Genomic DNA, 26046 nt, shown 5'->3' on the forward strand with positions numbered 1-26046 from the left:
ATATCGTGTGCGGCTGTGGTGGTTTTGTGAGCTATGGCTCACAAACTGTGGTGGGGGCAAAGGGCCAGAGTAAAATTGGCCCTGGCCGTTAATACGGTCTGCCGAAGTAATGTGGTCGCTTATTTCCCAATACAGAAGCTGGAGAAAATCCGTCCCAGCAGATCGTCAGAGGTAAATTCGCCGGTAATTTCGCTCAGCGCCTGTTGTGCCAGGCGTAATTCTTCTGCGAGCAGCTCACCCGCGTAAGCGCTCACTAACTGTTCTTTGCCCTGAACTAGATGCTGAGCAGCCTGTTCCAGCGCCTGAAGGTGGCGGCGACGTGCCAAGAACCCGCCTTCCATATTGCTGGAGAAGCCCATGCTTTGCTTCAGATGGTCGCGCAGTACTTCAATGCCTTCACCGGTACGTGCCGATAGGCGAATAAGTGAGTGACCATTTACTTCTTTTATGCCCAGCGGTTCAGCGGTGATGTCGGCTTTGTTACGCACTACGGTGATCGGCAGCGTGGTCGGAAGACGGGCCATAAATTCGGGCCAAATCTCGGCCGGTTCGGTCGCACCGGTGGTGGTGCCATCGACCATGAACAAGACGCGATCGGCCTGTTCGATCTCATTCCACGCACGTTCGATACCGATGCGCTCAACTTCATCGCTGGCTTCACGCAGACCGGCGGTATCGATGATGTGCAGCGGCATACCATCGATATGAATATGTTCACGCAACACGTCGCGGGTGGTGCCTGCAATATCCGTCACAATCGCCGCTTCACGGCCGGCTAACGCATTCAGCAGGCTGGATTTACCGGCATTGGGGCGCCCGGCGATCACCACCTTCATGCCTTCACGCAGCAGGCTACCTTGGCGCGCTTCGGCACGGACACTGTCTAAATCGCTCATGACGCCGTTCAGTTGGGCTTCAATTTTACCGTCGGAAAGAAAGTCGATTTCTTCATCGGGAAAGTCAATCGCCGCTTCTACGTAGATTCGCAGGTGAGTGAGTGCTTCCACGAGCTGATGGATCCGGGTAGAAAATGCGCCTTGCAGCGAGTTCATTGCAGAGCGTGCAGCCTGTTCAGAGCTGGCATCGATCAGATCGGCAATGGCTTCGGCTTGTGCTAAATCGAGCTTATCGTTAAGAAACGCGCGTTCAGAGAACTCGCCAGGCCGCGCGATGCGAACATCGGGCAGTGCCAAAATACGTTTGAGTAGCAAATCGAGGATGACCGGCCCGCCGTGCCCCTGCAGCTCCAGCACATCTTCGCCGGTAAAGGAGTTTGGCCCCGGAAACCACAGGGCAATGCCCTGATCGAGGGTTGCGCCGTGGGCATCACGAAACGGCAGATAGTCGGCATAGCGTGGTTTTGGTAGCTTGCCAAGCAGCGCTTGCGCTACGTCTTTGGCACCACGGCCAGAAATGCGCAGAATGCCGACCCCGCCGCGCCCCGGTGGGGTGGCTTGGGCCACGATGGTATCGGTAGTGCTCATATACCCTGTATCCTTCACGTTGCAGCGTTACCCCACGCGGGTTCAATGACCGTCGACAGACAGGCTGCATGCCGAGGGGGAACGCGGTGTTCTCTGACGATTCAATATGCAAAAAGGCGGTCTAATGACCGCCTCTTGATGTTACTGCAAAGGGGCGGCATAGCGCCCCTCTACAATACGCTTAGGTTTTTTTCTTGTCGCGGCTGTGCAAGCCACGCTTTTCCAGGCCGCGATAAATCAGCTGCTGCTGGAGGATGGTGACCAAGTTACTGACGATGTAGTACAGCACCAGACCAGACGGGAACCACAGGAAGAACACTGTGAAGATCACCGGCATGAAGGTCATGATTTTCTGCTGCATCGGATCGGTAACGGTGGTTGGCGACATCTTCTGGATGAAGTACATCGTCACGCCCATCAGGATTGGCAGAATGTAGTACGGATCCTGCGCTGACAAATCGTGAATCCACAGGGCAAACGGCGCATGGCGCAATTCAACTGAGCCCATCAGCATGTAATAGAGCGCCAGGAAGATTGGCATCTGGATAATCAATGGCAGACAGCCACCCAGCGGGTTCACTTTTTCCGCTTTGTACAGCGCCATCATTTCCTGGCTCATACGCTGCTTGTCGTCACCAATCCGCTCACGCATCGCCTGCAGTTTAGGTTGCAGCATGCGCATTTTCGCCATCGAGGTGTACTGCGCTTTGGTCAGCGGGTACATGATGCCGCGCACGATGAAGGTAATGATGATGATCGAGAAGCCCCAGTTGCCGATAAAGCCGTGAATGAACTTCAGCAGTTTAAACAGCGGTTGGGAAATGAACCACAGCCAACCGTAATCCACGGTCAGATCCAAGTGTGGTGCCAGTTGCGCCATCTGATCTTGCAACTCTGGGCCAACCCACAACGTGGCGTTCAGCTGTTGTTGTGCACCCGGCTGAACCACAACCGGAGCGGCTTTAAAGCCGATGGTTGACAGATTATTGTCAGGTTTCGCGGTATAGAACGTGTTGGTGCCTGACGTGCCCGGTACCCACGCAGTAGCGAAGTACTGTTGCAGCATGGCAACCCAACCGCCTTGTGTCGAGACGTTCAGATTATCGTCTTTATCGAAGGCGTATTTTTCGTACTTGGTTTCGCTGGTGGAGTAGGCCGCACCACGGAACGTATGCAGAGCAAAGTTGCTGCTGCCGGTATCGCGGTGTTTAGGCAGTTCGGTACTCTGCTTCAACTGACCAAACAGCGTCAGCTCTAACGGCGTTGCCCCTTGGTTGTTAACGCTGTAATCAACGCCAACCGCGTAATGCTTGCGTTTAAGCACGAAAGTTTTGGTGTATTCGACGCCGTCACGGGTATAGGTCAGCGGAATGCGCAATTCGTCTTGGCCGTCAGCCAAGGTAAAGGTATCTTGCGCCGCTTGGAACAGTGGGCGTTCGCCGTTCGCTGGGTTATCCGGGCCATTTTTGCCGGTCAGGCCGCTTTGTGCCTGATAAACAAACGATGGTGTGGTTTCCAGCAGTTGGAAAGGTGTCGATGAACCCAGAGTATCCGGGTAGGCCAACAGTTTAGCCTGCTCGATGTCACCACCACGGGTGTTGATGGTCAGCGACAGCACGTCAGTGTTAACGGTAATCAGTTTACCCTGGCCACTGGCTGGCACCGCCTGGCTGGCAGCATCACCGGTTGCGGCGTTCGTGGTCTGTTGCGTGGTCTGTGCGGCTGGTTGCGGAGCGTTGTCCGTTTGCCAAGCCTGCCAGATCATGAAAGACACGAACAGCAGAGCGATGAGGAGAAGATTGCGTTGCGAATCCATCGTTAGTGTTCTCTGTTATCGTCGGTTTTCGGCGGCACGGGATCATCGCCACCTGGGTTCAAAGGGTGGCATTTTAATACGCGTTTCACTGTCAACCAACTGCCTTTTATCATGCCAAACCTGCTCAATGCCTCAATTGCGTAATGAGAGCATGTCGGCTGGAAGCGACAACGTGGCCCAAGCAGCGGGCTGATGGCGAGTTGATACACCCGCACCAGCCCGATCAGGATGCGGGAGCCTGGCGACAGTGGCGACGCCATAATTTTTCCAAAGCTTCCGTCAACGCGCGGTTATCCAAATCCGCTATCCCTTTTTTGGCTACCACCACAAAATCCATCGCCGGTAATTCGTGCTGATGCAAACGGAAGCTTTCGCGGGTAAGGCGTTTTATCCGGTTACGCTCATGCGCACGTTTGACGTGTTTTTTGGCGACGGTAAGACCGATGCGGGGATGCCCCAGCTGGTTCAGGCGGCCGAGGATGGTAATTTGCGGCGTGCCGGCCCGTTGTGGCTGCTGGAAGACGAAAGTGAAATGAGTGGGAGTTAACAAACGTAACTCCCTGGGAAAAGCGAGCTTAACCACTCAGCGGGTTAGCTTTTATTACTTAGAAACAGACAGACGAGCACGGCCTTTCGCACGACGGCGGGCCAGAACTTGACGACCATTTTTGGTTGCCATACGAGCACGGAAACCGTGGCTACGGTTGCGCTTCAATACGGACGGTTGGAAAGTGCGTTTCATGGCGATTTCTACCTAAACTTAAATTGATTACTGATCAGTAAACGCGTTTGGCTACTCGGCGTGAAGACGACCGACGCCTCAATCGCAATACATAAAGAGGCGGGATTGTAATAATTGTACAGTCCTGAGTCAATTCGCATCACACAAACCCGTCATCTTTCATCTCGCAACGAACTGACCCTTTTCGCGCCTCGCGATCATTTACCGCAGTAAATGCTTCAGGATTTGCTCAGTTTCAGCCTGCCTGCAACATGAAGTGTAGGGGGGTGTAGCCTACCTGGTTGCTTGCCAAAACAGCGTGAAATCCCGTTTTGGCCCGTGGTCACCGCAGAATCCTGTCTGGTCAATTAACGCACCATGAAGGAACCAGGTATCACACGTAGGGCGAAGATTATACGGACTCGGGGTTAAATCGCAAGGATCCCGGCGCGATCCTGCGCGATAAACGCAAAGATCTTGCGTGGATAACCGGGTATAACCTGTTCGTAGTGGCAAAATCGCCAATTGAAGAACCCGATCGCACGGGTTTTGTCAATCAAATGAGGAAAAAATCGCCCCCGATCGGCAGCTGTGGATAAAATGGATCTAATCTGTGATGAAGAGGAGGATCTCTTGCTCCGTTTGCGCTATGATCCGTCATTCCGATCGCGATCTCGCATGGCGGGATCGTGGAGGACATAAACCGTGAAAGGCGGTTCGCATGCCCCCAGGCGGTCAGCCGGTGCCGGGCGTGTGTCAAAAATCATGAGTTATAAAAAAGTAGCCTGATTCTTTTCTTTATTGATCTTGTTCGAGTGGAGTCCGCCGTGTCACTTTCGCTTTGGCAGCAGTGCCTTGCCCGATTGCAGGATGAGTTACCTGCCACAGAATTTAGTATGTGGATACGCCCCTTGCAGGCGGAACTGAGTGACAACACCTTGGCGCTCTATGCGCCCAATCGCTTTGTGCTGGACTGGGTCCGCGATAAATACTTAAACAATATCAATGGACTGCTGAACGATTTCTGCGGAACGGATGCGCCGTTGTTACGTTTTGAGGTCGGCAGTAAGCCGATCGCGCATACCATCAGTCAAACGGTCACGGAAAGCCGTAACGCCCCGGCTGCCCCGCAGCCGCGTGCGGTTGCGCCATCGCGGCCAAGCTGGGACAACGCGGCGCCACAGCCGGAGCTGTCTTACCGCTCTAACGTCAACCCCAAGCACACTTTCGATAACTTCGTTGAGGGTAAATCGAACCAACTGGCACGCGCTGCGGCACGTCAGGTGGCGGATAACCCCGGTGGCGCTTACAACCCGCTGTTCTTATATGGCGGTACTGGCTTGGGTAAAACGCACCTGTTGCACGCGGTGGGTAACGGTATCATGGCGCGCAAAGCCAACGCCAAAGTGGTCTATATGCACTCGGAGCGCTTTGTGCAGGACATGGTTAAGGCGTTGCAGAACAACGCGATTGAAGAATTTAAGCGCTATTATCGATCGGTTGACGCGTTGCTGATTGATGACATCCAATTCTTCGCCAACAAAGAGCGTTCGCAGGAAGAGTTTTTTCACACCTTCAATGCGTTGTTGGAAGGTAACCAACAGATCATCCTGACGTCGGATCGTTATCCGAAAGAGATTAACGGGGTGGAAGATCGCCTCAAGTCACGTTTTGGTTGGGGTCTGACGGTGGCGATTGAGCCGCCGGAGCTGGAAACCCGCGTGGCGATCCTGATGAAAAAGGCCGACGAGAACAATATCCGTCTGCCGGGCGAAGTGGCGTTCTTCATTGCCAAACGCCTGCGCTCCAACGTCCGCGAACTGGAAGGGGCGTTGAACCGGGTAATCGCTAACGCCAACTTTACCGGCCGTGCCATTACGATTGATTTCGTACGCGAAGCGCTGCGCGATCTGCTGGCATTGCAGGAGAAACTGGTCACCATCGACAATATTCAAAAGACGGTGGCGGAATACTATAAAATTAAAGTCGCGGATCTGCTGTCCAAACGGCGTTCGCGCTCTGTCGCCCGCCCGCGCCAAATGGCGATGGCATTGGCGAAAGAGCTCACCAACCACAGCCTGCCAGAAATCGGCGATGCGTTTGGTGGCCGCGACCATACCACGGTGTTGCACGCCTGCCGGAAGATCGAGCAGTTGCGTGAGGAAAGTCACGACATCAAAGAAGATTTCTCTAACTTAATCAGAACATTATCTTCATAGCGCTATGAAATTTATCGTTGAACGTGAGCATCTGCTAAAACCGCTGCAACAGGTGAGCAGCCCATTGGGTGGCCGCCCAACGCTGCCAATTCTGGGTAACCTGCTGCTGCAGGTGACGGAAGGCTCCCTGCTGTTGACCGGTACCGATCTGGAAATGGAGATGGTGGCGCGCGTTGCCCTGTCCCAACCTCATGAACCCGGCGCGACGACCGTCCCCGCGCGTAAATTCTTTGATATTTGCCGTGGTTTGCCGGAAGGCGCGGAGATCGCGGTAACGTTAGAGGGTGAACGCATGCTGGTTCGCTCTGGCCGCAGCCGCTTCTCGCTGTCTACGTTGCCCGCGGCGGACTTCCCGAATCTGGACGACTGGCAAAGCGAGGTTGAATTTACCTTGCCGCAGGCCACGTTGAAACGCCTGATTGAAGCCACTCAGTTTTCGATGGCCCATCAGGATGTGCGCTATTACTTAAACGGTATGCTGTTCGAAACCGAAGGGGAAGAACTGCGTACCGTCGCGACCGATGGGCACCGCCTGGCGGTATGCGCCATGCCGATTGGTCAGCAACTGCCATCACATTCGGTGATCGTACCGCGTAAAGGGGTGATGGAGCTGGTGCGCTTGTTGGACGGCGGGGAATCGCTGCTGCAATTGCAAATCGGCAGCAACAACATTCGTGCCCACGTCGGCGACTTCATCTTTACGTCCAAGCTGGTTGATGGCCGCTTCCCGGATTATCGCCGCGTATTGCCGAAAAACCCGGACAAAACCTTGGAAGCTGGTTGCGATCTGCTCAAGCAGGCGTTTGCCCGCGCCGCTATCCTGTCCAATGAAAAATTCCGTGGTGTGCGGCTGTATGTCAGCCATAACCAGCTGAAGATTACCGCCAACAACCCGGAGCAGGAAGAAGCGGAAGAGATTCTTGATGTTGCCTATGAAGGCACCGAGATGGAAATTGGCTTCAACGTCAGTTACGTACTCGACGTATTGAATGCGCTGAAGTGTGAAGAGGTGCGTCTGCTGCTGACCGATTCGGTGTCCAGCGTGCAGATCGAAGATGCTGCCAGCCAGGCGGCGGCCTATGTCGTCATGCCTATGCGGTTGTGATCGATGTCTGGGCTATCTTGCTTGCCATTTTTCGCTTGGGCGGTGCTCGCCATCCTCACGTACTTTGGGTACGCGCCGCTGGCTGTGCGCGGGCCGCAGGTAAACGGCCTGCGCCGCTAACGCCCCTATATTGAGCGTATCTTTCCCGGTAATGGAACTGGCATGGCATTAACGCGTTTACTGATTAAAGATTTTCGTAATATCGAATCGGCAGATTTGGCGTTGGCACCGGGGTTTAACTTTCTGGTTGGTGCCAATGGCAGCGGCAAGACCAGCGTACTTGAGGCGGTCTATACGCTGGGCCACGGTCGCGCTTTTCGCAGCCTGCAGGCGGGGCGCGTAATTCGCCACGACCAGCCGGAGTTTGTGCTGCATGGCCGGGTCGATGGCAGCACTGAACGTGAGCTATCGATAGGTTTAAGCAAGAGCCGTCAGGGCGACAGCAAGGTGCGTATTGATGGCAGCGATGGCCATAAAGTCGCGGAGCTTGCTCAATTATTGCCGATGCAATTGATAACCCCTGAAGGTTTCACTTTGCTAAATGGTGGGCCGAAGTTTCGGCGCGCTTTTCTGGACTGGGGATGTTTTCATAACGAACCCGGTTTTTTTACCGCCTGGAGCAACCTGAAACGGTTACTGAAGCAGCGTAATGCCGCGCTGCGCCAGGTAAGTCGCTATGCGCATATTCGTGCCTGGGATCAGGAACTGGTTCCATTAGCCGAGCGCATCAGCGAATGGCGGGCAGCCTACAGTGACGCCATTGCCGCAGATATTACCGCGACATGCGCACAGTTTTTGCCCGAATTTGCCCTGAGTTTCTCTTTCCAACGCGGTTGGGACAAAGAAAGCGATTATGGCGAGTTATTGGAACGCCAATTTGAACGCGACAGGGCACTGACCTATACCGCGGTGGGGCCGCATAAAGCGGATTTCCGCATTCGTGCCGATGGTACGCCGGTAGAGGATTTATTATCGCGCGGTCAGCTCAAGTTGCTGATGTGCGCGTTGCGCTTAGCGCAGGGTGAGTTTCTCACCCGGCAGAGCGGGCGGCGTTGCCTGTATCTGATTGATGATTTTGCCTCCGAGCTGGACACCGGCCGTCGCCGGTTGCTGGCCGATCGTCTGAAAGCCACCCAAGCCCAGGTTTTTGTCAGCGCCGTCAGCGCTGAACAAGTGACCGACATGGCGGGTGAAAAGGGCAAGATGTTCCGCGTGGAACAAGGTAAAATAGAGGTTCAACCACAGGACTAAAATGAGCGAGAAACGTTGATGTCGAATTCTTATGACTCCTCAAGTATCAAGGTATTAAAAGGGCTGGATGCGGTGCGTAAGCGCCCGGGCATGTATATCGGCGATACCGATGATGGCACCGGTCTGCACCACATGGTATTCGAGGTTGTGGACAACGCTATCGACGAAGCACTCGCTGGCCACTGTAGTGACATTCAAGTCACCATCCACGCAGATAACTCGGTGTCGGTGCAGGATGATGGCCGTGGTATTCCGACAGGGATCCACGAAGAGGAAGGCGTTTCAGCCGCGCAGGTCATTATGACCGTACTGCACGCCGGCGGTAAGTTCGACGATAACTCATATAAAGTTTCCGGCGGCCTGCACGGCGTGGGCGTCTCGGTGGTCAATGCCTTATCCGAGAAGCTGGAACTGGTGATCCGCCGTGACGGTAAAGTTCACCAGCAAACCTATCAACACGGTGAACCGCAATCCCCCTTGAATGTGGTGGGTGAAACCGAACAGACCGGTACCACGGTACGTTTCTGGCCGAGCTATCAAACCTTCACCAACCAAACTGAATTCCAGTATGACATTCTGGCGAAACGCCTGCGTGAACTGTCGTTCCTGAACTCTGGCGTGTCGATCCGTCTGAAAGACAAACGTGACGATAAAGAAGACCACTTCCACTACGAAGGCGGCATCAAAGCGTTTGTTGAATACTTGAACAAGAATAAAACGCCGATCCACCCGAACGTTTTCTATTTCTCTACCGTGAAAGATGACATCGGTGTGGAAGTGGCGCTGCAATGGAACGATGGTTTCCAAGAAAACATCTACTGCTTTACCAACAATATCCCGCAGCGCGATGGCGGTACTCACCTGGTCGGTTTCCGTACCGCGATGACGCGTACCCTGAACAGCTATATGGATAAAGAAGGGTACAGCAAGAAATCCAAAATCAGTGCGACCGGTGATGACGCGCGTGAAGGCTTGATTGCCGTGGTCTCGGTTAAAGTGCCGGATCCAAAGTTCTCTTCTCAGACCAAAGATAAACTGGTGTCTTCCGAGGTGAAAACCGCGGTTGAAACGCTGATGAATGAGAAGCTGGTCGATTATCTGATGGAAAACCCGGGCGATGCGAAAATCGTTGTGGGCAAAATTATCGATGCGGCGCGTGCCCGTGAAGCGGCACGTAAAGCGCGCGAAATGACCCGTCGTAAAGGCGCGCTGGATTTAGCCGGCCTGCCGGGCAAACTGGCGGATTGTCAGGAACGCGATCCGGCGTTGTCTGAACTGTACCTGGTGGAAGGGGACTCTGCGGGCGGCTCTGCCAAGCAGGGGCGTAACCGTAAGAATCAGGCGATTTTGCCGCTGAAAGGTAAAATCCTCAACGTCGAGAAAGCGCGCTTCGACAAAATGCTCTCTTCGCAGGAAGTCGCAACGCTGATCACCGCGTTGGGCTGTGGCATCGGGCGCGATGAATACAACCCGGATAAACTGCGTTATCACAGCATCATCATCATGACCGATGCCGACGTCGATGGTTCGCACATCCGTACGCTGTTGCTGACTTTCTTCTACCGTCAGATGCCGGAAGTGATCGAGCGTGGTCACGTGTTCATTGCGCAGCCACCGCTGTATAAAGTGAAGAAAGGTAAGCAAGAACAGTATATTAAAGATGACGAAGCGATGGATCAGTACCAAATAGCTATCGCGTTGGACGGTGCAACGCTGCATACCAATGCACATGCTCCGGCGCTGGCGGGCGCGGCACTCGAGAACCTGGTAGCCGAACACTACAGCGTACAGAAGATGATCGTGCGTATGGAGCGCCGCTATCCGCGTGCGTTGCTGAATAATTTGATCTATCAGCCAACGCTGGCGGAAGACGATCTCAGCGATCAGGCCAAGGTGGAAACGTGGATCGCATCGCTGGTCAACCTGCTGAACGAAAAAGAACAGCACGGTAGCAGCTACAGCTATGTCATCTTGGAAAACCGCGAACGTCAGATGTTTGAACCGGTGCTGCGTATTCGTACCCACGGCGTCGATACCGATTACCCGCTGGACTTCGATTTCATTCACGGTGGTGAGTACCGCAAAATTTGCCTGCTGGGTGAAAAACTGCGCGGCTTGATCGAGGAAGACGCATTCATCGAACGCGGTGAACGCCGTCAGCCGGTCGAAAGCTTCGAGCAGGCGCTGGAGTGGCTGGTGAAAGAATCCCGTCGTGGTTTGGCGGTACAGCGTTATAAAGGTCTGGGTGAAATGAACCCAGAGCAGCTGTGGGAAACCACCATGGATCCCGAAAGCCGCCGCATGCTGCGCGTAACGGTGAAAGATGCCATCGCTGCCGACCAACTGTTTACCACCCTGATGGGTGATGCGGTTGAGCCACGTCGCGCATTTATCGAAGAAAACGCCCTGAAAGCGGCGAACATCGATATCTAATCGCTGATGCCAATAAAAAACATCCGCGCCGGGCAACCCGCGCGGATTTTTTTTGCGCTGACAGCGTAGGCTGAAACGCGTTAGCATGGAAAAAAACACGGGAGACACACGCATGGCGATTGAACTGATTGCAATAGATATGGACGGCACGCTGCTGAACCCGCAGCATCAGATTACCCCAGCGGTGAAACAAGCAATTAGCGAGGCACGCCGCAAAGGGGTTCACGTGGTGCTGGCCACCGGGCGGCCTTACGTTGGCGTGCAAGATTATTTGCGCCAGTTAGATATTCAAGGCAGCAATGATTTTTGCATTACCTATAACGGCGCATTGGTATTGCAAGCCGCAACCGGTGCTTGCATTTTGCAGGAAACGTTAGGGTTTGAAGATTACCTGCACGTTGAAAAACTGGCGCGTGAGCTGGGCGTTCACTTCCAGGCATTTGATTTTGATACGCTGTACACGCCAAATAAAGACATTGGCAAATACACCATACACGAAGCGGAAATGACCGGCATTCCGCTAAAGTATCGCAGTGTGGAAGAGATGGACCGCAACCTACGCTTCCCTAAAGTCATGATGGTTGACGAGCCCGCCCTGCTGGACCGTGCGATTGCGCGCATCCCGGCGGCGACACAGGCGCGTTACACCATCCTGAAAAGTGCGCCTTATTACCTGGAAATATTGCACAAGAAGGTGGATAAGGGCGCGGGGGTGAAAATGCTGGCCGATCACCTTGGCATCCCACAAGAAAACATCATGACATTAGGCGATCAGGCGAATGACACGGCGATGATTGAGTATGCCGGTGTCGGCGTGGCGATGGGCAATGCGATCCCGGAATTGAAAAGCGTGGCGCAGTTTGTCACCCGCAGCAATACCGAAGACGGTGTGGCGCACGCTATCGAGAAATTTGTACTGAACGTTTAACCCATTGGCGGGCGCAGTCAAGCGCCCGTACCGCGTTATGCTATCCCGCCAGCCAAGCCCATTGTTACGTGTGCCAGGCATCCGTTGCCTACACCTAGCGTGATGTCACGGGAATATCACGCTAAGATGGCGGCTCAATGCCATTACGTGCCGGGAGCCGCCATGCGCCACCGTGAAACCCAGTTGACCTATGATCCACGCGGTCATCAATTAACCAATATCAACGTCTGGACGCCGTGCAGCCAGTGGCTGGCGTATGACGTTCGTCCAACTGGAGCCTCATTCACCGGCTTAACCATCGAACGGGTGAATGTTGTAAGCGGTGAGGTGCAGGTGGTGTACCGTGCCCAGCATGGGGCGCATGTGGGCGTGGTGAGCGTCAGTCCTGATGCCCCGGCACGCTATGTGTTCATTCATGGCCCGGAACATCCCGACAGCTATTGGCATTACGATTTTCACCACCGGCGCGGTGTGATCGTCAGTGAGCCCGATCGTGAATTGGCGATCACCCTCGATGCGCTGGACATCACCGCCCCTTATACGCCCGGCGCACTGCGTGGCGGTAGCCATGTGCACGTATTTAGCCCGGATGGCAGCCGTCTTAGCTTCACCTATAACGACCATGTTATGCATGAACGCGATCCCGCTTTGGATTTGCGCAACGTCGGCGTAGCGCTGCCGCTGCGTGGCGTGAATCCGCCGAAACAGCATCCGCGTGAATATGACGGTAGCCACTACTGCGTGTTGGTCAGCCACACCACGCCGCAGCCGCGGCCGGGCAGTGATGACATCAGCCGGGCGTATGAAGAAGGCTGGGTGGGGCATGAGGGGTATCTGAAGGCCGATGGTCATCGGCAACGATGGGCGCTGGCATTTATTGGCGATACGCGCGCTGAAAACGGCGACAAGCTGCCGGAAGTGTTTATTGTCGATCTGCCGGAAAATGAGAGCGATTATGCCAGAGCGGGCGCACAACCGCTGCAAGGGACGGAAACGACGCTGCCCGCGCCACCGCAGGGCGTACAACAGCGGCGGCTAACGCATACCGGCGACCGACGTTATCCGGGGGTGGCGACGACGCCACGGCATTGGCTACGCAGCTCGCCTGATGGCAGTGAGATTGCTTTTTTAATGAAAGACGATCGCGGTGTGGTGCAATTATGGTGTGTTTCACCGAACGGTGGCGCGTTGCGCCAGATTAGCCACGGCGAGCAGGCGATTCAATCCGCGTTCAGTTGGCACCCCGCCGGTGGCCAGATTGCGTTGGTGTGCGATAACAGCGTGATGCTGTGTGACGTCACCAGCGGCCAGATGCGACGTTTGACGCCACGAAGCGAACAACCGCCGAGTGGCGATGCGGTGGTGTTTTCACCCGATGGCACGCGCGTGGCGTTTATGCGGGAAGTCGCGGGCTACAACCAGATCTGTGTCGTTGAGGTAAACTGAAACGGGCCGTTCAGGCCCGCAGGGAACATCAATGCGCAACGCTGCTGGTCAAGCCTGGCGATCCGCTAGCGGCCAGCTTTTGTTGTTCTTCGTGCAGAATACGTTCTTTCGGTGAGTCGGCCGTTTTGTCACTGCCGGCACGGAGATAGTCATAAGGGAGTAACACGGTATCTACCACCGCTGAAAATGGTAAATCCAATGCAACTAACGGCTTCATTACCCAACCGGTTTGATCGTCTTTCAGCATCGTGATGCTGGTTCGCGTGCCGGGATAGTAGCCTTGATCGGGGCCGGTGTGGCTCATAATGCTGGAACAACCGCTGGTGGCTAACAGCAGGCAACTGGTTGTCATCAATTTTTTCATCATCATTATTCCATCCTGAAGGGTGCTGTTCCCCTGAATTTGCTGATTTATCACATCTCGCCGATGTATCAAAAGCGCAAAGCGCCGCTCTGTGGCGGTTATCTCACGCTTAATTGTATGTGATAAAAAAACTTTCACCGCCATCAATGGCAATTTTTTGATCTTGGTCGGTTGAAATCAGAAAAGCAAACCCCATTTTATCTACAAGGCCGAATTAAGAATTCGCCGTCAGGGAATTCTGGTCTTTGTGTCTGTCCATGATGGAAGACGTTATGTAAACCTCGCTAAAGTGCCTTAGGAGGCTCGTGTATGCGCAATTTCGATCTTTCTCCGTTATACCGTTCCGCTATTGGTTTCGACCGCCTGTTTAATGCGTTGGAAGCCAGCCAAAACCAAGGTAATGGTTACCCACCTTATAATGTCGAACTGGTCGACGAAAATCACTATCGTATTACTATCGCGGTAGCGGGCTTCGCCGAGCAAGAGTTGGAAATAACCTCCCATGATAATCTGTTAATTGTGCGCGGTGCACATCAGAACGGTCAGGAGAAAAAAACATTTTTGTATCAAGGCATTGCAGAGCGTAACTTCGAGCGCAAATTCCAGTTGGCCGAACACATTCAAATTAAAGGCGCTAAACTCGAGAATGGGCTGTTATATATCGATATGGAACGTATCGTGCCGGAAACATTAAAACCGCGCCGGATTGAAATTAAATAATTTTTATTAATTAGACATCAGCGGTAGTCCCGCGATGTTAATCGCCTGCCGACAGGGGGCGATATCAACATCATCTCGCTTCATTGAAGGAGTAAATATTATGCGTAACTACGATCTCTCGCCATTATTACGTCAGTGGATTGGCTTTGATAAATTAGCCAGTTCAATGGGTGGTCAAGAGCCTCAGGGCTTTCCACCGTACAATATTGAGAAAAGTGACGATAATCATTATCGCATTTCGTTGGCGCTGGCCGGGTTCCAGCAAAGTGAATTAGACATCGAAGTTGAAGGGCCGCGCCTGACCGTGCGAGGCAAGCCAACGCCAGCGGAAAAACCGGTGGAATATCTGCATCGGGGATGGGTGCGTGAAGCGTTCACCCTGAGCTTTACCCTGGCGGAACATCTGCACGTTACTGAAGCCCAATTTGAACATGGCCTGCTGCACATTGATTTGGTACGGCAGGTGCCAGAAGCGTTACAGCCGCAGCGCATCGCCATCGGCAGCACGCTGGGGTTAGACGAGAAATAACGCACTGAAACGGTGTCAATCTCACGGGGGAAGTCCAGATGGGCTTCCCCCGTTGCGTTCTGAGCGCTGTTACCGCACATTATTGCGCTTCGCGGTGTGCTCGTTCGATCTCTTCTGCCAGAATGGCTATCCCACGCTCAATCTGCTCTGGGTTCGGCACATAATTCATACGCATACATTGATGTGTATGCGGCCATTCATGCTCCAGCCCCGGGAAGAAATAGTGCCCTGGCACCATCAAAACGCCACGCTGTTTTAGACGTTGGTACAGCAGCTCGGTGCTGATCGGCAGATCTTTGAACCATAGCCAGAGGAAAATCGCCCCTTCCGGTTTGTGGATCAGACAGCGATCTTCCGGTAGGTAACGGCGAATAATGTTGATGGTTTGCTCAACGCGTTGCTTATAGAACGGACGAATAACGTCGTTCGACAAACGCAACAGGTCGCCACGCTCAATCATTTCGGTGGCGATGGCTGGGCCAATGCTGCCCGGCGACAGGCTGATGATGCCGTTCATATTGGTCAGGGCAGTAATAATCTTTTCATCAGCAATAACGATGCCGCAACGCGAACCGGGTAGGCCCAACTTTGACAGGCTCATACACAGAATGATGTTTGGGTTCCACAGCGGGGTGGCGTCGCTGAAGATGATGCCCGGGAATGGCACACCATAGGCGTTATCGATCACCAACGGAATGTCATGTTGCTGCGCCAGCACGTCCAGCTGCGCCAACTCATCGTCGGTAATCACATTGCCGGTTGGGTTGGTCGGGCGCGATACGCAGATCATGCCAATATCGTTGCCGATGGTTAAATGTTCAAAATCAACGTGATATTTAAACTGGCCTTCGGGCAATAGCTCAATATTGGGTTTGGCGGAGACAAACAGCCCTTCGTCTAACCCAGCGTCGGCATAGCCGATGTATTCCGGTGCCAGTGGGAACAGCACCCGGCGGCGGCTGCCGTCGGCATAGCGGCCAGCAAACAGGTTAAATAAGTAGAAAAACGCGCTTTGGCTGCCGTTGGTTAGTGCAATGTTCTGTGGTTCGACCTGCCAGCCAAGTTCATCACTCAGCATGCCAGAGAGTGCTTTCAGCAGGGCATCTTTACCTTGCGGCCCATCGTAGTTACACAGTGCTTCCGTCAGTTTGCCTTGATCGAGCATCTCCTGACATAACTGTTTAAAGTAGCTCTCCATTTCAGGAATTTGCGCCGGATTGCCGCCGCCAAGCATGATGGCACCGGGGGTGCGCAGACCGTCGTTCAGATCGTTCATTAAACGGGTAATGCCGGTATAACGGGTAAATTTGTCGCCGAAACGTGAAAAAGTCATAGGTGCACAGTCTTGTTTTTAGCAGGTGATCCCACCATACCGCCAGACAATTGCGGGTGCAATGTGGCTGATAAAACGCCCTCTGGGGTTAAACTTCAGCCAGAGGGCATTCTTTAGCATATTACGCTAAATTATGGTGAACGATCGCCTGCCCATACCACCATCACCCGGTCATCCTGATGGCGGCGGCTAAAGGCGTAATACGCCGCCGTTTGCTGGGATTGTTGCTGCCCGGCACCGATCGCCGGATGACGGGCACGAAACTCGCCCAGCCGTTGCCAGTGCGCCAATAGCGGCGCGTTTTCACCCTGTAGCGCCTGCCAGTTCATGGCCGAACGGGTGCCTTGTAACGGATCGGAACCGGTCGCGCCAAATGGACGGCCACTTTCATCGCCGTAGTAAATCTGCACCGCCCCCGGTGCCAGCAGGAGCAGATCTGCCGCGCGCTGCTGCCGCGTCAGGCTGCCTTTGGCGTCGCTGTGGAAGAACAAGCGGGTATCGTGGGAAGAGAGATAACTTAGCACGTTAAAGTTTTGCAGCTTATCGGCCATTTGCTGATAGGTTTCATCGATATCAGAGAAGCAATCCAACGCCTGTGCCGCCTGATCCTGGAAGTCGAAATTGATCATCGCGTCAAAGCCGTGCTGATAATAATCACTTTTTGTCACGCCATGCCCCCAGGCTTCACCGGTCATCCAGAAGGGCGCGTTATCCACGGCGTGTTGCGGATTTTCCGCTTTCCATTGCGCTAACGCTTCGGTGGCACGCTGTTTCAACAGCGCCAGCGTTGGTTTTTCAACGTGTTTGGCGGTGTCGACGCGGAAGCCGTCGATGCCATAATCCCGCACCCATTGACTGAGCCACAAGGTGAGGTAATCCCGCGTGCTGGCACCGGGGATTTCTTTGGCGGCGGTGTCCGGTTTATGGCGATAAAATAGCGGTAACCCACTGGCGTTGGGCGCTTCAGTTTTGATGTCCGGCAGAAATGCCAGCGACATCGTCAGATCGTTGTAACCCGGTGCGTCATAATCGCCAATGTCGGTGCGGATCCACGCCTTGCCCCACCAGTTTTCCCAGCCGCGTTTGTCGCTAAAATTGATGTAATCATTGAAGCTATGCCAGTTTTGCCCGGCGGCCGGTCGCCAGTCTCCCCAGCGTTGGCCAAGGGTTGACGCGATCTCACTGTCTTTCAGATACAGCGAGCCGAACTGGAAGGTTTGCATATCGGCTAAGGTGGCATAACCCACGTGATTCACCACCACGTCAAACAGTACACGAATACCGCGCTGGTGGGCTTGTTCAACCAAACGCCGCAAATCCTGCTCGCTCCCCATGTTGGCGTCGATCCGCGTCCAGTCCAGCGTGTAGTAGCCGTGATAGGCGTAATGCGGAAAATCCCCTTTGCTTCCGCCCCCGACCCAGCCGTGGATCTGTTCCAGCGGTGAGCTGATCCACAAGGCATTGACCCCCAACCGTTGCAGGTAATCCAGTTTTTGCGTTAGCCCGGCCAGATCGCCACCGTGAAAGGTGCCAATCTCCTGCATTCCATCGCTGCGTCGGCCATAGCTGTGATCGTTGCTGGGATCGCCATTGACGAAGCGATCGGTTAACACGAAGTAGACCGTGGCGTTGTGCCATGCAAACGGGGCGGCTTGGGCGGTGGCCGCCGCCTCGAGCAGCAATAGACCGCCGCTGTGCTCGGCGGGTTGCAGCGTAACCTTGCCCTGTCTGACGGTGGCCGTTTGGCCGGAGTAAAAATCGCGCACCGTTTCACCGTTGCTAAAGGTGCCGCTGACATCGACGCTCAGCGGTTTGCCATTCCAGCGCTGGCAGGTACGGTTTATTGTTGCGGCGGCGGCGGGCTGCTGCGGTTTGATGCTGATGTGCACGGTTGGCGTACCGCTGCGGGTATCAACACGTATCTGATACTCGCCATCGCGGTACCGATGCCAGTTGACGGCGGCTTGCTCGCTGCATGGCTGTAGCGATAAGGTTTGATTGAGTTTCACCGCACCGGCGGGTTGCCAGCACTGTTTATCCTGCATTAATTGCAAAGGTTGCTGGCCTTTAGGGAGTGAGGCCTGGCTGGTAAAGATGCCGCTGGTCAGCTCATTGAAAGCGGGGAAATGTGGTAGTGCCCAGTCGGCATAGGCAGACGGTGAAAGTAGCATTAACAGAGGCAGGGTCAGGCGTTTCATGGCTCTCCTTACGCGTGGCAGGAAGCGTCGTGTAGAGTAGGGATTATTCAGTGTGCCGCGGGGGTGAAAAATTGCCTCCTCCTGCGAGGGGGTTTTTAAGGGGGGAGGGCGCAGGGGGAGGGGGATACCGTTAGCAGGGCGGAATACCCACCCTGTACGACTTACTGGTTCAAAATTTGCGGATTCACGCAGTTTTCTTTGACCGTACCGGTCAGCGCGGCGATCAGATTGTCGACGGCGCAGGCCGCCATCGCCTCGCGGGTTTCATGGGTGGCGGAACCGATGTGCGGCACCGCCACCACGTTGGGCAGTGTTAACAGCGGCGACGTCACCGGCAGCGGTTCCGTTTCGAACACGTCTAATCCGGCGGCGTGAATCGTGCCGTTCTGCAAGGCGTCGATCAGCGCCTGCTCATCCACCACCGGTCCGCGCCCCGCGTTGATCAAAATGCCGCTTTTTTTCATCTTCGCCAACTGCTCGCGGCCAATCAGATGGAAGGTCTGATCGGTCAGCGGGAGCGTAATGCAGACAAAATCGGCCTCGCCCAGCAGCGTGTCCAGATCGCAATGGCGCGCAGCAAAGCGCGTTTCGGCCTCTTCATGCGGGCGGCGGGCGTGGTAAAGAATAGGCATACCGAAACCGCAATGGGCGCGTTGCGCCAGCGCCAGGCCGATGCGCCCCATGCCAATGATGCCCAGCGTTTTGTGATGCACATCGACGCCAAACCAGTCCGGTGGGATGCTGCCTTGCCATTCACCGGCTTTGACCTTTTCGGCCAGCTCGACCACCCGCCGCGCGCTGGTTAACACCAGCGTCATGATGGTGTCTGCGACGGTTTCGGTCAGCACGGTGGGGGTATGCATCAGCAGGACGTTATGCGCGTTCAGCGCTTCAACATCGAAGTTGTCGTAACCGACGGAAATGGTCGAGGCGGCGCGCAATTTGGGTGCCTGTTGCAACAAGGCTTCATCAACCTTGCCACCGGAACCGATAATCCCCTCGGCCTGCCGTAATGCCTGTCGCAACGGCTCGCCGTGCTCCGGCTTCAGGCCGTTAAAGGCGTGAACGGTGAAGTGCTGTTCCAGACGCGCGCGCAGCGTGTCCGAAAGGTTTTTGTACAACACGATAGAAGGCTTCATGACGCGCTCCAGCAATACCGCCCGTTGTTCAACCACGGGCGGGTAGATTCAACATAAAATAACGGGTAACGGCCTAGGCCAGTTGCGGTTGTGGCGCATTTTGCGCCGGTTTCACCACCAGCGTCAGTACCACCGCGACCACCAAGGCAATAGCCATAAACATATAGGAGGCGGCCGGGGTGCCGGTTGCACCGTTCAGGTAACCGACGAACCAAGAGCCGAAGAACGAACCCAGCGCCCCCATGCTGTTGATTAATGCCATCGCGCCGCCCGCCACGTTCTTCGGCAGCATTTCGGGGATAATGGCGAAGAAAGGGCCATAAGGTGCGTACATGGCAGCACCGGCTACCACCAGCAAGCCGTAAGAAACCCAGAAGTGGTCGGCACCCACCAGATAAGAACCGAGGAACGCCAGCGCGCCAACCAGCAGCAGCGGCCAGACGAACAGTTTGCGGTTTTGCATTTTGTCGGATGCCCAAGAAACCACGATCATCGCGATAGTGGCAGCCAGATAAGGCACCGCCGACAGCCAACCAGCTTCCACCATACCCATCTCCATGCCGCTGCGCAGAATCGAAGGCAGCCACAACACGAAGCCATACACGCCGATGCTCCAGGCAAAATACTGTACGCACAACAGGATCACATTGCGAGAACGAAAGGCTTCGCTGTAATTGCGTACGGCTTTAATGCCCTTTTGTTCTTCTTCCAACTGCGCTTGCAGCGCCTGTTTTTCTTCTTCACTCAACCAGCCGACCTGTGAAGGCTTGTCTTTCACCAGCACCCACCAGCAGAATGCCCAGATCACCGCCGGAATCCCTTCGATAATGAACATTTCGCGCCAGCCGTAGGCATGGATCAAATAGCCTGAGACCACCGACATCCACAGCACGGTGACCGGGTTGCCGAGGATCAGGAAGGTGTTGGCGCGTGAACGCTCGGACTTGGTGAACCAGTTACTGATGTAAATCAGCATGGCGGGCATTACGGCCGCTTCTACCACGCCGAGGATAAAACGAATCGCCGCCAGCATCGGGATGTTGCTCACCACGCCGGTCAGCGAGGCGCAACCGCCCCACAGGATCAGGCACCAAAAGATCAGTTTTTTGACGCTGCGGCGCTCAGCGTAAATCGCGCCGGGAATTTGGAAGAAGAAATACCCGAGGAAAAACAGCGCTCCGAGCAGTGAGGACATACCTTTGGTGATACCCAGATCGTCGTTGATGCCTGCGGCAGAGGCAAAACTGAAGTTGGCGCGGTCGAGATAGGCCAGGCTGTAGGTGATAAACACGATGGGCATGATGTACCACCAGCGTTTAGCTGCAACGGTTGCTTTATTCATGTTCAGATTCCTCAGTGGTGTCGCATACCCGCTGCTCTCAGACCATCGCCTGAAAGACAGGGGGCTCGGTCATCTCCCGCTGCGTAACCCTTATTCTGGGTTTACCTGGTTGTAGGGCCAGAAGTTGATGCAGCCTGAGACGGCATTAATGCTTAGCGATCCGCAACATTAGCGGCGCTTTATTCAACCAGCGCGGTACGGGTTGGTAGCCCTTCGCTGTCGCCGATGGCTTGGATCGCCAGCGAGCCGATTTTATTGCCGCGTTGTACCGCCTGTTTCAGCGTTTGGCCTTCCAGCAGGGCGCTCAGTGTGCCAACGGCAAAGCCATCACCGGCGCCGACGGTATCCACGACGTTATCGACTTTGATGGCGGGCACTGCCGCTTGGACACCCGCCGCGGTCTTAAACCAGGCTCCGTCTGGGCCGGTTTTGATGATCACCGCCTGTACGCCGTGCGCCAGATAGAAATCGGCGATGCCTTCCGGCGTGGTTTGTCCGGTCAAGATTTGCCCCTCTTTCAACCCCGGTAGCACCCAATCGGCGGCGAAAGCCAGTTGGTTCAGCTGTTCGATCATCACCTGCTGGCTGGGCCAGAGCACCGGGCGCAGGTTGGGATCGAACGAAATGGTTTTCCCCATGGCGCGCATTTCACGCGCGGCGAAATGACACAGCGCTAACGATTGTTCTGACAGCGCGGCGGCGACGCCGCTCAGGTGCAAATGACGCGCAGAGCCGAAGTAGTCGCGGTTGAAGTCAGTGGGGGAAAGGTGGCTGGCTGCCGAGCCTTGGCGAAAATACTCAACGATGGGATCGGTTCCATCGTTGGTTTTAGATTTGATCTGAAAACCGGTGCGGTAACGGCCATCCACCGTGACCTGTTGGAAGTTTACCCCTTCTTTTTTAAGCTGTTGCAGGGTAAAGCGGCCAAATGAATCATTGCCGACGCGGCTAACCCAGCCGACGTTCAACCCTAAGCGTGCCAGACCGATCGCCACGTTCAGCTCCGCCCCGGCAATGCGTTTGGTAAAGCTGTTGACCTCGGCCAGATCGCCGTTTTCAAGGGCGACAAACATCGCCATCGCTTCACCCAATGTGACCACGTCTAAGGCGGCGTGGCGTGCTGCTGTCTGTGTTGTCATCTCGGTGACTCCGCGCGTAAAAGGTTAACGTAGTGACGGGTGACGGCGACCAAATCTTCCCCTTGCAGCGGGAATTCAATACCGCACGGTGCCGCTTGCGGTAGGCGGGCTAACAGGGTGCGCCAGCTACCGTCGGTGTCATCCAGGGCAATCGCGCGCCAGCCACGTGCCCCGTGGGTAGCCGCTTTGACATGCACATAGCTGACGTGGCGCGCCAGCCGATCGGCGGCGGCGAACGCGTCTTGCTCAACCCAGTGCCAGTTGGCCATATCGAAGGTCATACTGACCGGCAGGCCGTTCTCCTCGGCGGCATGGAAGAACGCATTCAAGCGTGACAGGTTGCCGCCATCGGCGGTTTGATCGTTTTCCACCACCAGCTTGACCGGGTGGTGCTCCAGCGCCACCTTCAGTGCGGTAAAATCAAACCCCGGCGGATAATGGCCCAGGGAGAGCTTGAGCTGCCGCGCCTGAAGCTGCTGCGCTTCGGCCAACAGCGCCGGCAGGTTCGGGTTTAATTGCTGTGTGGGTGTGAAGAGCGCTTCGGGGGCAGAGTAAACGGCGAACAGCCGCTGTTGCGTGATGGCCTGCGCCAACTGCGGCAAACTGTCCAACTGTTGCCGGTTAAACAGTTCACGACGAATCTCCACGCCGTCAGCCCCTGCGGCGGCAACGATCGGCAGTAACGCGTCTTGGCCGCCAAGCCGTTGGATGGTCTCTGCCCCGTAGGCGCCGGTCACGATAATGATCTCTTTTTTCATCTTTACCCCTGAGGTGGTGTCATTTCCACCGCTGCTGTTAAAAACACGTTAAATGGAACCGGTTCCATGTGAAAGCGGCAGAATGTAAAAATATGATCGTAATCACGTCAGTCGGTAAAAACAGTCGGCAGGGGTAATTGGTCATGAGATGGGTTATCCAACTCATGCTATATCACTAATAGTGGTAACTATGGCCAAGATAATGAGTTTTATTGTGTTAACTAGATGTTGTAGTTTCTTGTTCAGGAAATCGCGTGAGCACTGTAGCTCACAACGTAAAGGTAGATGACTCTGGATGAAAACATATTTTAACAAGGCAGCACTGCTGTCACTTTCTTTGGCCTTTTCCACCCCTGTGCTTGCTACACCTTTGCAGTGTGCAAACAAAGATTTCACCCTACAGACACTGGGTTCCGGCGGCCCCATTACGGATGATCAGCGCGCGTCATCAGGAGAGATTATCTGGCTTAACGGCAAGTCTGCTTTGCTGATTGATGCTGGTGGCGGGGTTTTCCTGCGCTTTGGTCAGGCAGGCGCGCGGCTGGAAGATCTGAAGCTGATCGCCCTTTCTCATTTCCATACCGATCATGTTGCTGATTTGGCAGCGATTCTAAAAGGGGGATATTTCTTAAGAGAGAAGCAAGATATCGATATAGCCGGCCCAGAAAGCGGTGGTGCCTTCCCCTCGATGACTGAATATTTCTCCGATCTGTTCAAAAAGGAGCAGGGGGCTTATTCCTATCTGAACGGGCTGTATAACGCGACTGATGGCTTGAAAATTAACAGCAAGCTAAAAAATATCAGTTATACCTCGCCTGAGCCGCAATGGGTTTATCAAGATGACGAAATGAAAGTCACCGCTCTTGGTATTCCACATGGTGATGTACCTTGTCTGGCTTTTCGGATCGAAACGGCCAAAGGCACGATTGTTGTGTCTGCTGACCAGAATGGTAGCAACGAAGCTTTCGTTCCTTTTGCTAAAGGGGCAGATATTTTAGTGATGCCATTAGCGATTGATGAAAATGCCGATGCAACATCGAAGTTTATGCACGCAGCGCCAAGTGTGGTGGGTAAGATTGCGGCCGAAATTAATCCTAAGGTACTGGTGCTGAATCATTTCATGGGGAAAGGGCTGCGGATGAAGGAGCAATCGATCAAGACGGTGAAGCAGCACTACCACGGGCAGGTCTACAGTAGCCGCGATCTCTCCTGCTTCCCCATTTCATTAGCCAATGAGAAGAAATAACCCATGAAAAAAGACATTTTCCTTTCGATTATTGTGGGCTCAGCGATGGCCACAGCGATGATTGCACCGGCGAGTGCCGCCGATGTTGGCAGCAATGCGAGCAAGGTCGAGAATAAATCATCGACCAGCAGCGGCAAATGTGCGAGTGGCAAATGCGGCACCGAGAAGATCTATGGTCAGGCAGATTTGTCGCACGATCCGCAGGATCAGTTGGTTCGAGCCAGAGACGGTAAGTGTGGTCTGACGGGCCAAGGCATCAAGAATGATGAATCCCCTCAGCAGGTTAATGATGGGAAATGTGTTAGTGGCGTATGCGGACAATAGCGAAGGACGGTGCGGGGATCGGATTGCGCAGTGAACATATTACAACATTGTTGCAACAACCTAAGCGCCGGGATATCGATTTTCTTGAACTGGCCCCCGATAACTGGATGAATATTGGCGGTGCGAAAAAGGAATATTTAACGGACATTGCCAACCAATATCCCTTAATTGCGCACAGTCTGAGCCTGTCAATTGGCGATACGCTGCCATTGAATGAGGCCTATATTAACGATGTCCGCCGTTTTCTGGATGAGTATCACATCGATATTTATAGCGATCATTTGTGTTTTTCACGCGATCGGCAAGGCTATTTATATGACTTGTTACCGGTGCCTGGCTTTGCCGAAGCGTTACCTTACCTTGCTGAGCGTATCGATCGGGTACAGAACCTGCTAGGTCGGCAGCTCGTGCTAGAGAATGTCTCCTCCTATTATCGTTATCATGGTGAAATGCCGGAGGCTGAATTTTGGGGCGAATTGTTACATCTCAGCGGTTGCGGAATGCTATTGGATATCAACAACGTTTATGTGAATGCGTTTAATCATGGATTCGATGCGGTTGAATATATTCGCACTATTCCGACACGTTCTATCGTTTATTACCACATTGCCGGTCATTTGGAGTACGAGGAATTCATACTCGATACGCATGGTATGCCTGTGCTGGAGGATGTCGTGAAATTGGCAAAACAGACTTTCCAACTGCATGGCGCCAGGCCATTGCTGCTAGAGCGCGATAACAACGTTCCCCCGCTTGATGTGCTCTGCGCAGAATTAACGGAGATCAAAGCGTATATTAAATAACAAGGAGTTATTGTGGCCATATATCATTCCGTGCCTGCGTTACTGGCAACGGCGGAGGAGGCATTTTCTGCTCAGCTGCGGGCCAGAAATACGGTAGAGCGAGTATATTCACGTGGCATGGTGCTATACCGGAGAATAATTAGAGAAAATATTGTCGGTGTGCTGAGAAATGTGTTTCCTTTGTTCTGCCGTCGCCTGAATGATAAAGATATTGATGAACTGGTCGATGGATTTCTGGAACGCCATCAGGCGAGTCAACCAGAGTTTCATCAGATCGCGACGGAATTATTACTTTTTATACGTCAGAAGTCAGAGTTATCGCATCAGGCTTTATCCTTGGTCGAATATGAATGGCTGATATATGCCGTGGAAATTGATGAAAGCGAAGTTCCCCAGCCTCAGACATTGAGCCTGCAAGCGCAAAAAATTGACAATATTGATATAAAGAAAAACCCGACGTTGAAAATCATGGCTTTGCCTTTTGGTTTGAAGGAAGGTGAGCCCTATTTTGAAGACAGAGCCGGTTTACATTATTACGCGCTCTATCGAAAAAACAATAATGCACTCTATCAAAAGGAACTGGGACAGAGCGATTTACAACTTTTATTGGAAATGAACAATCATCGTGTGTCGGCAAGTTTGCTGAAAGAGAAGTACGCCCTATGTTTACTTACCATGCCATTTAACGTATGGCTGGAAAATAAGAGTAACGACGAGCTTTTTTCATTAATATTTAAGGAATAATGCT

Annotated in this window: 24 protein-coding genes; 12 read left to right on the forward strand and 12 right to left on the reverse strand. The window is 54.0% G+C overall.

Going from position 1 to position 26046, the window contains the following annotated elements; translation table 11 throughout:
- Nucleotides 1-119 precede the first annotated feature (119 nt).
- From mnmE to rpmH, 5 genes are all read right to left on the reverse strand, one after another.
- Nucleotides 120-1484 carry a tRNA uridine-5-carboxymethylaminomethyl(34) synthesis GTPase MnmE gene (gene mnmE, locus ACQKDS_RS05980; RefSeq protein WP_399667268.1) on the reverse strand — a complete coding sequence of 455 codons (1365 nt, stop codon included), beginning with the start codon at nucleotides 1482-1484 and terminating at the stop codon, nucleotides 120-122.
- Between the two features lie 181 nt (nucleotides 1485-1665).
- A complete protein-coding gene (gene yidC / locus ACQKDS_RS05985; RefSeq protein WP_399667271.1) occupies nucleotides 1666-3300 on the reverse strand; it encodes a membrane protein insertase YidC in 1635 nt (544 codons plus the stop codon).
- Between the two features lie 2 nt (nucleotides 3301-3302).
- Entirely contained in the window at nucleotides 3303-3560 is a 258-nt protein-coding gene (gene yidD, locus ACQKDS_RS05990; protein ID WP_399667274.1) for a membrane protein insertion efficiency factor YidD, read from the reverse strand.
- The gene (gene rnpA, locus ACQKDS_RS05995; RefSeq protein WP_371078690.1) at nucleotides 3524-3883 is read right to left on the reverse strand and encodes a ribonuclease P protein component; all 360 of its coding nucleotides are present in this window, start codon (nucleotides 3881-3883) and stop codon (nucleotides 3524-3526) included. Before rnpA ends, yidD begins: the two co-directional genes overlap by 37 nt.
- Before the next feature lie 18 nt (nucleotides 3884-3901).
- A complete protein-coding gene (gene rpmH, locus ACQKDS_RS06000; RefSeq protein WP_015842368.1) occupies nucleotides 3902-4042 on the reverse strand; it encodes a 50S ribosomal protein L34 in 141 nt (46 codons plus the stop codon).
- 806 nt (nucleotides 4043-4848) lie between these two features.
- On the opposite strand from rpmH, the gene dnaA reads away from it, so the two are divergent.
- The 6 genes from dnaA to ACQKDS_RS06030 all read left to right on the forward strand — a co-directional run bounded on the left by dnaA (nucleotide 4849) and on the right by ACQKDS_RS06030 (nucleotide 13403).
- Nucleotides 4849-6240 carry a chromosomal replication initiator protein DnaA gene (gene dnaA, locus ACQKDS_RS06005; RefSeq protein ID WP_399667278.1) on the forward strand — a complete coding sequence of 464 codons (1392 nt, stop codon included), beginning with the start codon at nucleotides 4849-4851 and terminating at the stop codon, nucleotides 6238-6240.
- A gap of 4 nt (nucleotides 6241-6244) precedes the next feature.
- Nucleotides 6245-7345, forward strand: a complete 1101-nt coding sequence (dnaN, locus tag ACQKDS_RS06010; RefSeq protein ID WP_399667281.1) for a DNA polymerase III subunit beta — start codon at nucleotides 6245-6247, stop codon at nucleotides 7343-7345.
- A 162-nt stretch (nucleotides 7346-7507) separates the two neighbouring features.
- A complete protein-coding gene (gene recF, locus ACQKDS_RS06015) occupies nucleotides 7508-8596 on the forward strand; it encodes a DNA replication/repair protein RecF (protein ID WP_399667285.1) in 1089 nt (362 codons plus the stop codon).
- Nucleotides 8597-8614: 18 nt separating this feature from the next.
- Entirely contained in the window at nucleotides 8615-11029 is a 2415-nt protein-coding gene (gene gyrB, locus ACQKDS_RS06020) for a DNA topoisomerase (ATP-hydrolyzing) subunit B (protein ID WP_399667288.1), read from the forward strand.
- Between the two features lie 112 nt (nucleotides 11030-11141).
- The gene (gene yidA / locus ACQKDS_RS06025) at nucleotides 11142-11957 is read left to right on the forward strand and encodes a sugar-phosphatase (RefSeq protein WP_399667291.1); all 816 of its coding nucleotides are present in this window, start codon (nucleotides 11142-11144) and stop codon (nucleotides 11955-11957) included.
- 162 nt (nucleotides 11958-12119) lie between these two features.
- Entirely contained in the window at nucleotides 12120-13403 is a 1284-nt protein-coding gene (locus tag ACQKDS_RS06030; RefSeq protein WP_399667294.1) for a DUF3748 domain-containing protein, read from the forward strand.
- A gap of 28 nt (nucleotides 13404-13431) precedes the next feature.
- Here the strand turns inward: ACQKDS_RS06030 and ACQKDS_RS06035 are convergent, their stop codons facing one another.
- A complete protein-coding gene (locus ACQKDS_RS06035) occupies nucleotides 13432-13773 on the reverse strand; it encodes a YceK/YidQ family lipoprotein (protein WP_399667296.1) in 342 nt (113 codons plus the stop codon).
- Nucleotides 13774-14076: 303 nt separating this feature from the next.
- On the opposite strand from ACQKDS_RS06035, the gene ibpA reads away from it, so the two are divergent.
- A complete protein-coding gene (ibpA, locus tag ACQKDS_RS06040) occupies nucleotides 14077-14487 on the forward strand; it encodes a small heat shock chaperone IbpA (protein WP_399667299.1) in 411 nt (136 codons plus the stop codon).
- A gap of 100 nt (nucleotides 14488-14587) precedes the next feature.
- Nucleotides 14588-15016: a small heat shock chaperone IbpB gene (gene ibpB / locus ACQKDS_RS06045; protein WP_399667302.1), complete on the forward strand. Its 429-nt coding sequence runs from the start codon at nucleotides 14588-14590 to the stop codon at nucleotides 15014-15016.
- 79 nt (nucleotides 15017-15095) lie between these two features.
- Here ibpB and ACQKDS_RS06050 read toward each other — a convergent pair whose 3' ends face one another.
- The 6 genes from ACQKDS_RS06050 to ACQKDS_RS06075 form a co-directional block, all read right to left on the reverse strand.
- Nucleotides 15096-16349 (reverse strand): valine--pyruvate transaminase, encoded by a 1254-nt coding sequence (locus ACQKDS_RS06050; RefSeq protein ID WP_399667305.1) that lies wholly within the window; start codon nucleotides 16347-16349, stop codon nucleotides 15096-15098.
- Nucleotides 16350-16480: 131 nt separating this feature from the next.
- Complete coding sequence (locus ACQKDS_RS06055; protein WP_399667307.1) at nucleotides 16481-18547, reverse strand: alpha-amylase; 2067 nt, start codon at nucleotides 18545-18547, stop codon at nucleotides 16481-16483.
- Nucleotides 18548-18708: 161 nt separating this feature from the next.
- Complete coding sequence (gene ghrB / locus ACQKDS_RS06060; protein ID WP_399667310.1) at nucleotides 18709-19686, reverse strand: glyoxylate/hydroxypyruvate reductase GhrB; 978 nt, start codon at nucleotides 19684-19686, stop codon at nucleotides 18709-18711.
- A gap of 73 nt (nucleotides 19687-19759) precedes the next feature.
- Complete coding sequence (locus ACQKDS_RS06065) at nucleotides 19760-21028, reverse strand: MFS transporter (RefSeq protein ID WP_399667313.1); 1269 nt, start codon at nucleotides 21026-21028, stop codon at nucleotides 19760-19762.
- A 179-nt stretch (nucleotides 21029-21207) separates the two neighbouring features.
- Complete coding sequence (locus tag ACQKDS_RS06070) at nucleotides 21208-22167, reverse strand: sugar kinase (protein WP_399667316.1); 960 nt, start codon at nucleotides 22165-22167, stop codon at nucleotides 21208-21210.
- A complete protein-coding gene (locus ACQKDS_RS06075) occupies nucleotides 22164-22925 on the reverse strand; it encodes a sugar phosphate isomerase/epimerase family protein (protein WP_399667319.1) in 762 nt (253 codons plus the stop codon). The genes ACQKDS_RS06070 and ACQKDS_RS06075 overlap by 4 nt, the downstream gene beginning before the upstream one ends.
- Before the next feature lie 295 nt (nucleotides 22926-23220).
- Here ACQKDS_RS06075 and ACQKDS_RS06080 point away from each other — a divergent pair, with 295 nt between their 5' ends.
- The 4 genes from ACQKDS_RS06080 to ACQKDS_RS06095 are packed head-to-tail and all read left to right on the forward strand — an operon-like array spanning nucleotide 23221 to nucleotide 26042.
- Nucleotides 23221-24171, forward strand: a complete 951-nt coding sequence (locus ACQKDS_RS06080; RefSeq protein ID WP_399667321.1) for an MBL fold metallo-hydrolase — start codon at nucleotides 23221-23223, stop codon at nucleotides 24169-24171.
- 3 nt (nucleotides 24172-24174) lie between these two features.
- The gene (locus ACQKDS_RS06085; RefSeq protein ID WP_399667324.1) at nucleotides 24175-24495 is read left to right on the forward strand and encodes a hypothetical protein; all 321 of its coding nucleotides are present in this window, start codon (nucleotides 24175-24177) and stop codon (nucleotides 24493-24495) included.
- Complete coding sequence (locus ACQKDS_RS06090) at nucleotides 24483-25298, forward strand: DUF692 domain-containing protein (RefSeq protein WP_399667327.1); 816 nt, start codon at nucleotides 24483-24485, stop codon at nucleotides 25296-25298. Before ACQKDS_RS06085 ends, ACQKDS_RS06090 begins: the two co-directional genes overlap by 13 nt.
- Before the next feature lie 12 nt (nucleotides 25299-25310).
- Nucleotides 25311-26042, forward strand: coding sequence for an HvfC/BufC family peptide modification chaperone (locus ACQKDS_RS06095; protein ID WP_399667330.1), 732 nt, complete (start codon nucleotides 25311-25313; stop codon nucleotides 26040-26042).
- The last annotated feature ends 4 nt before the right edge of the window (nucleotides 26043-26046 follow it).

It is taken from the genome of Serratia sp. NPDC078593, from assembly GCF_050268245.1.
GTDB lineage: Bacteria > Pseudomonadota > Gammaproteobacteria > Enterobacterales > Enterobacteriaceae > JBNNGK01.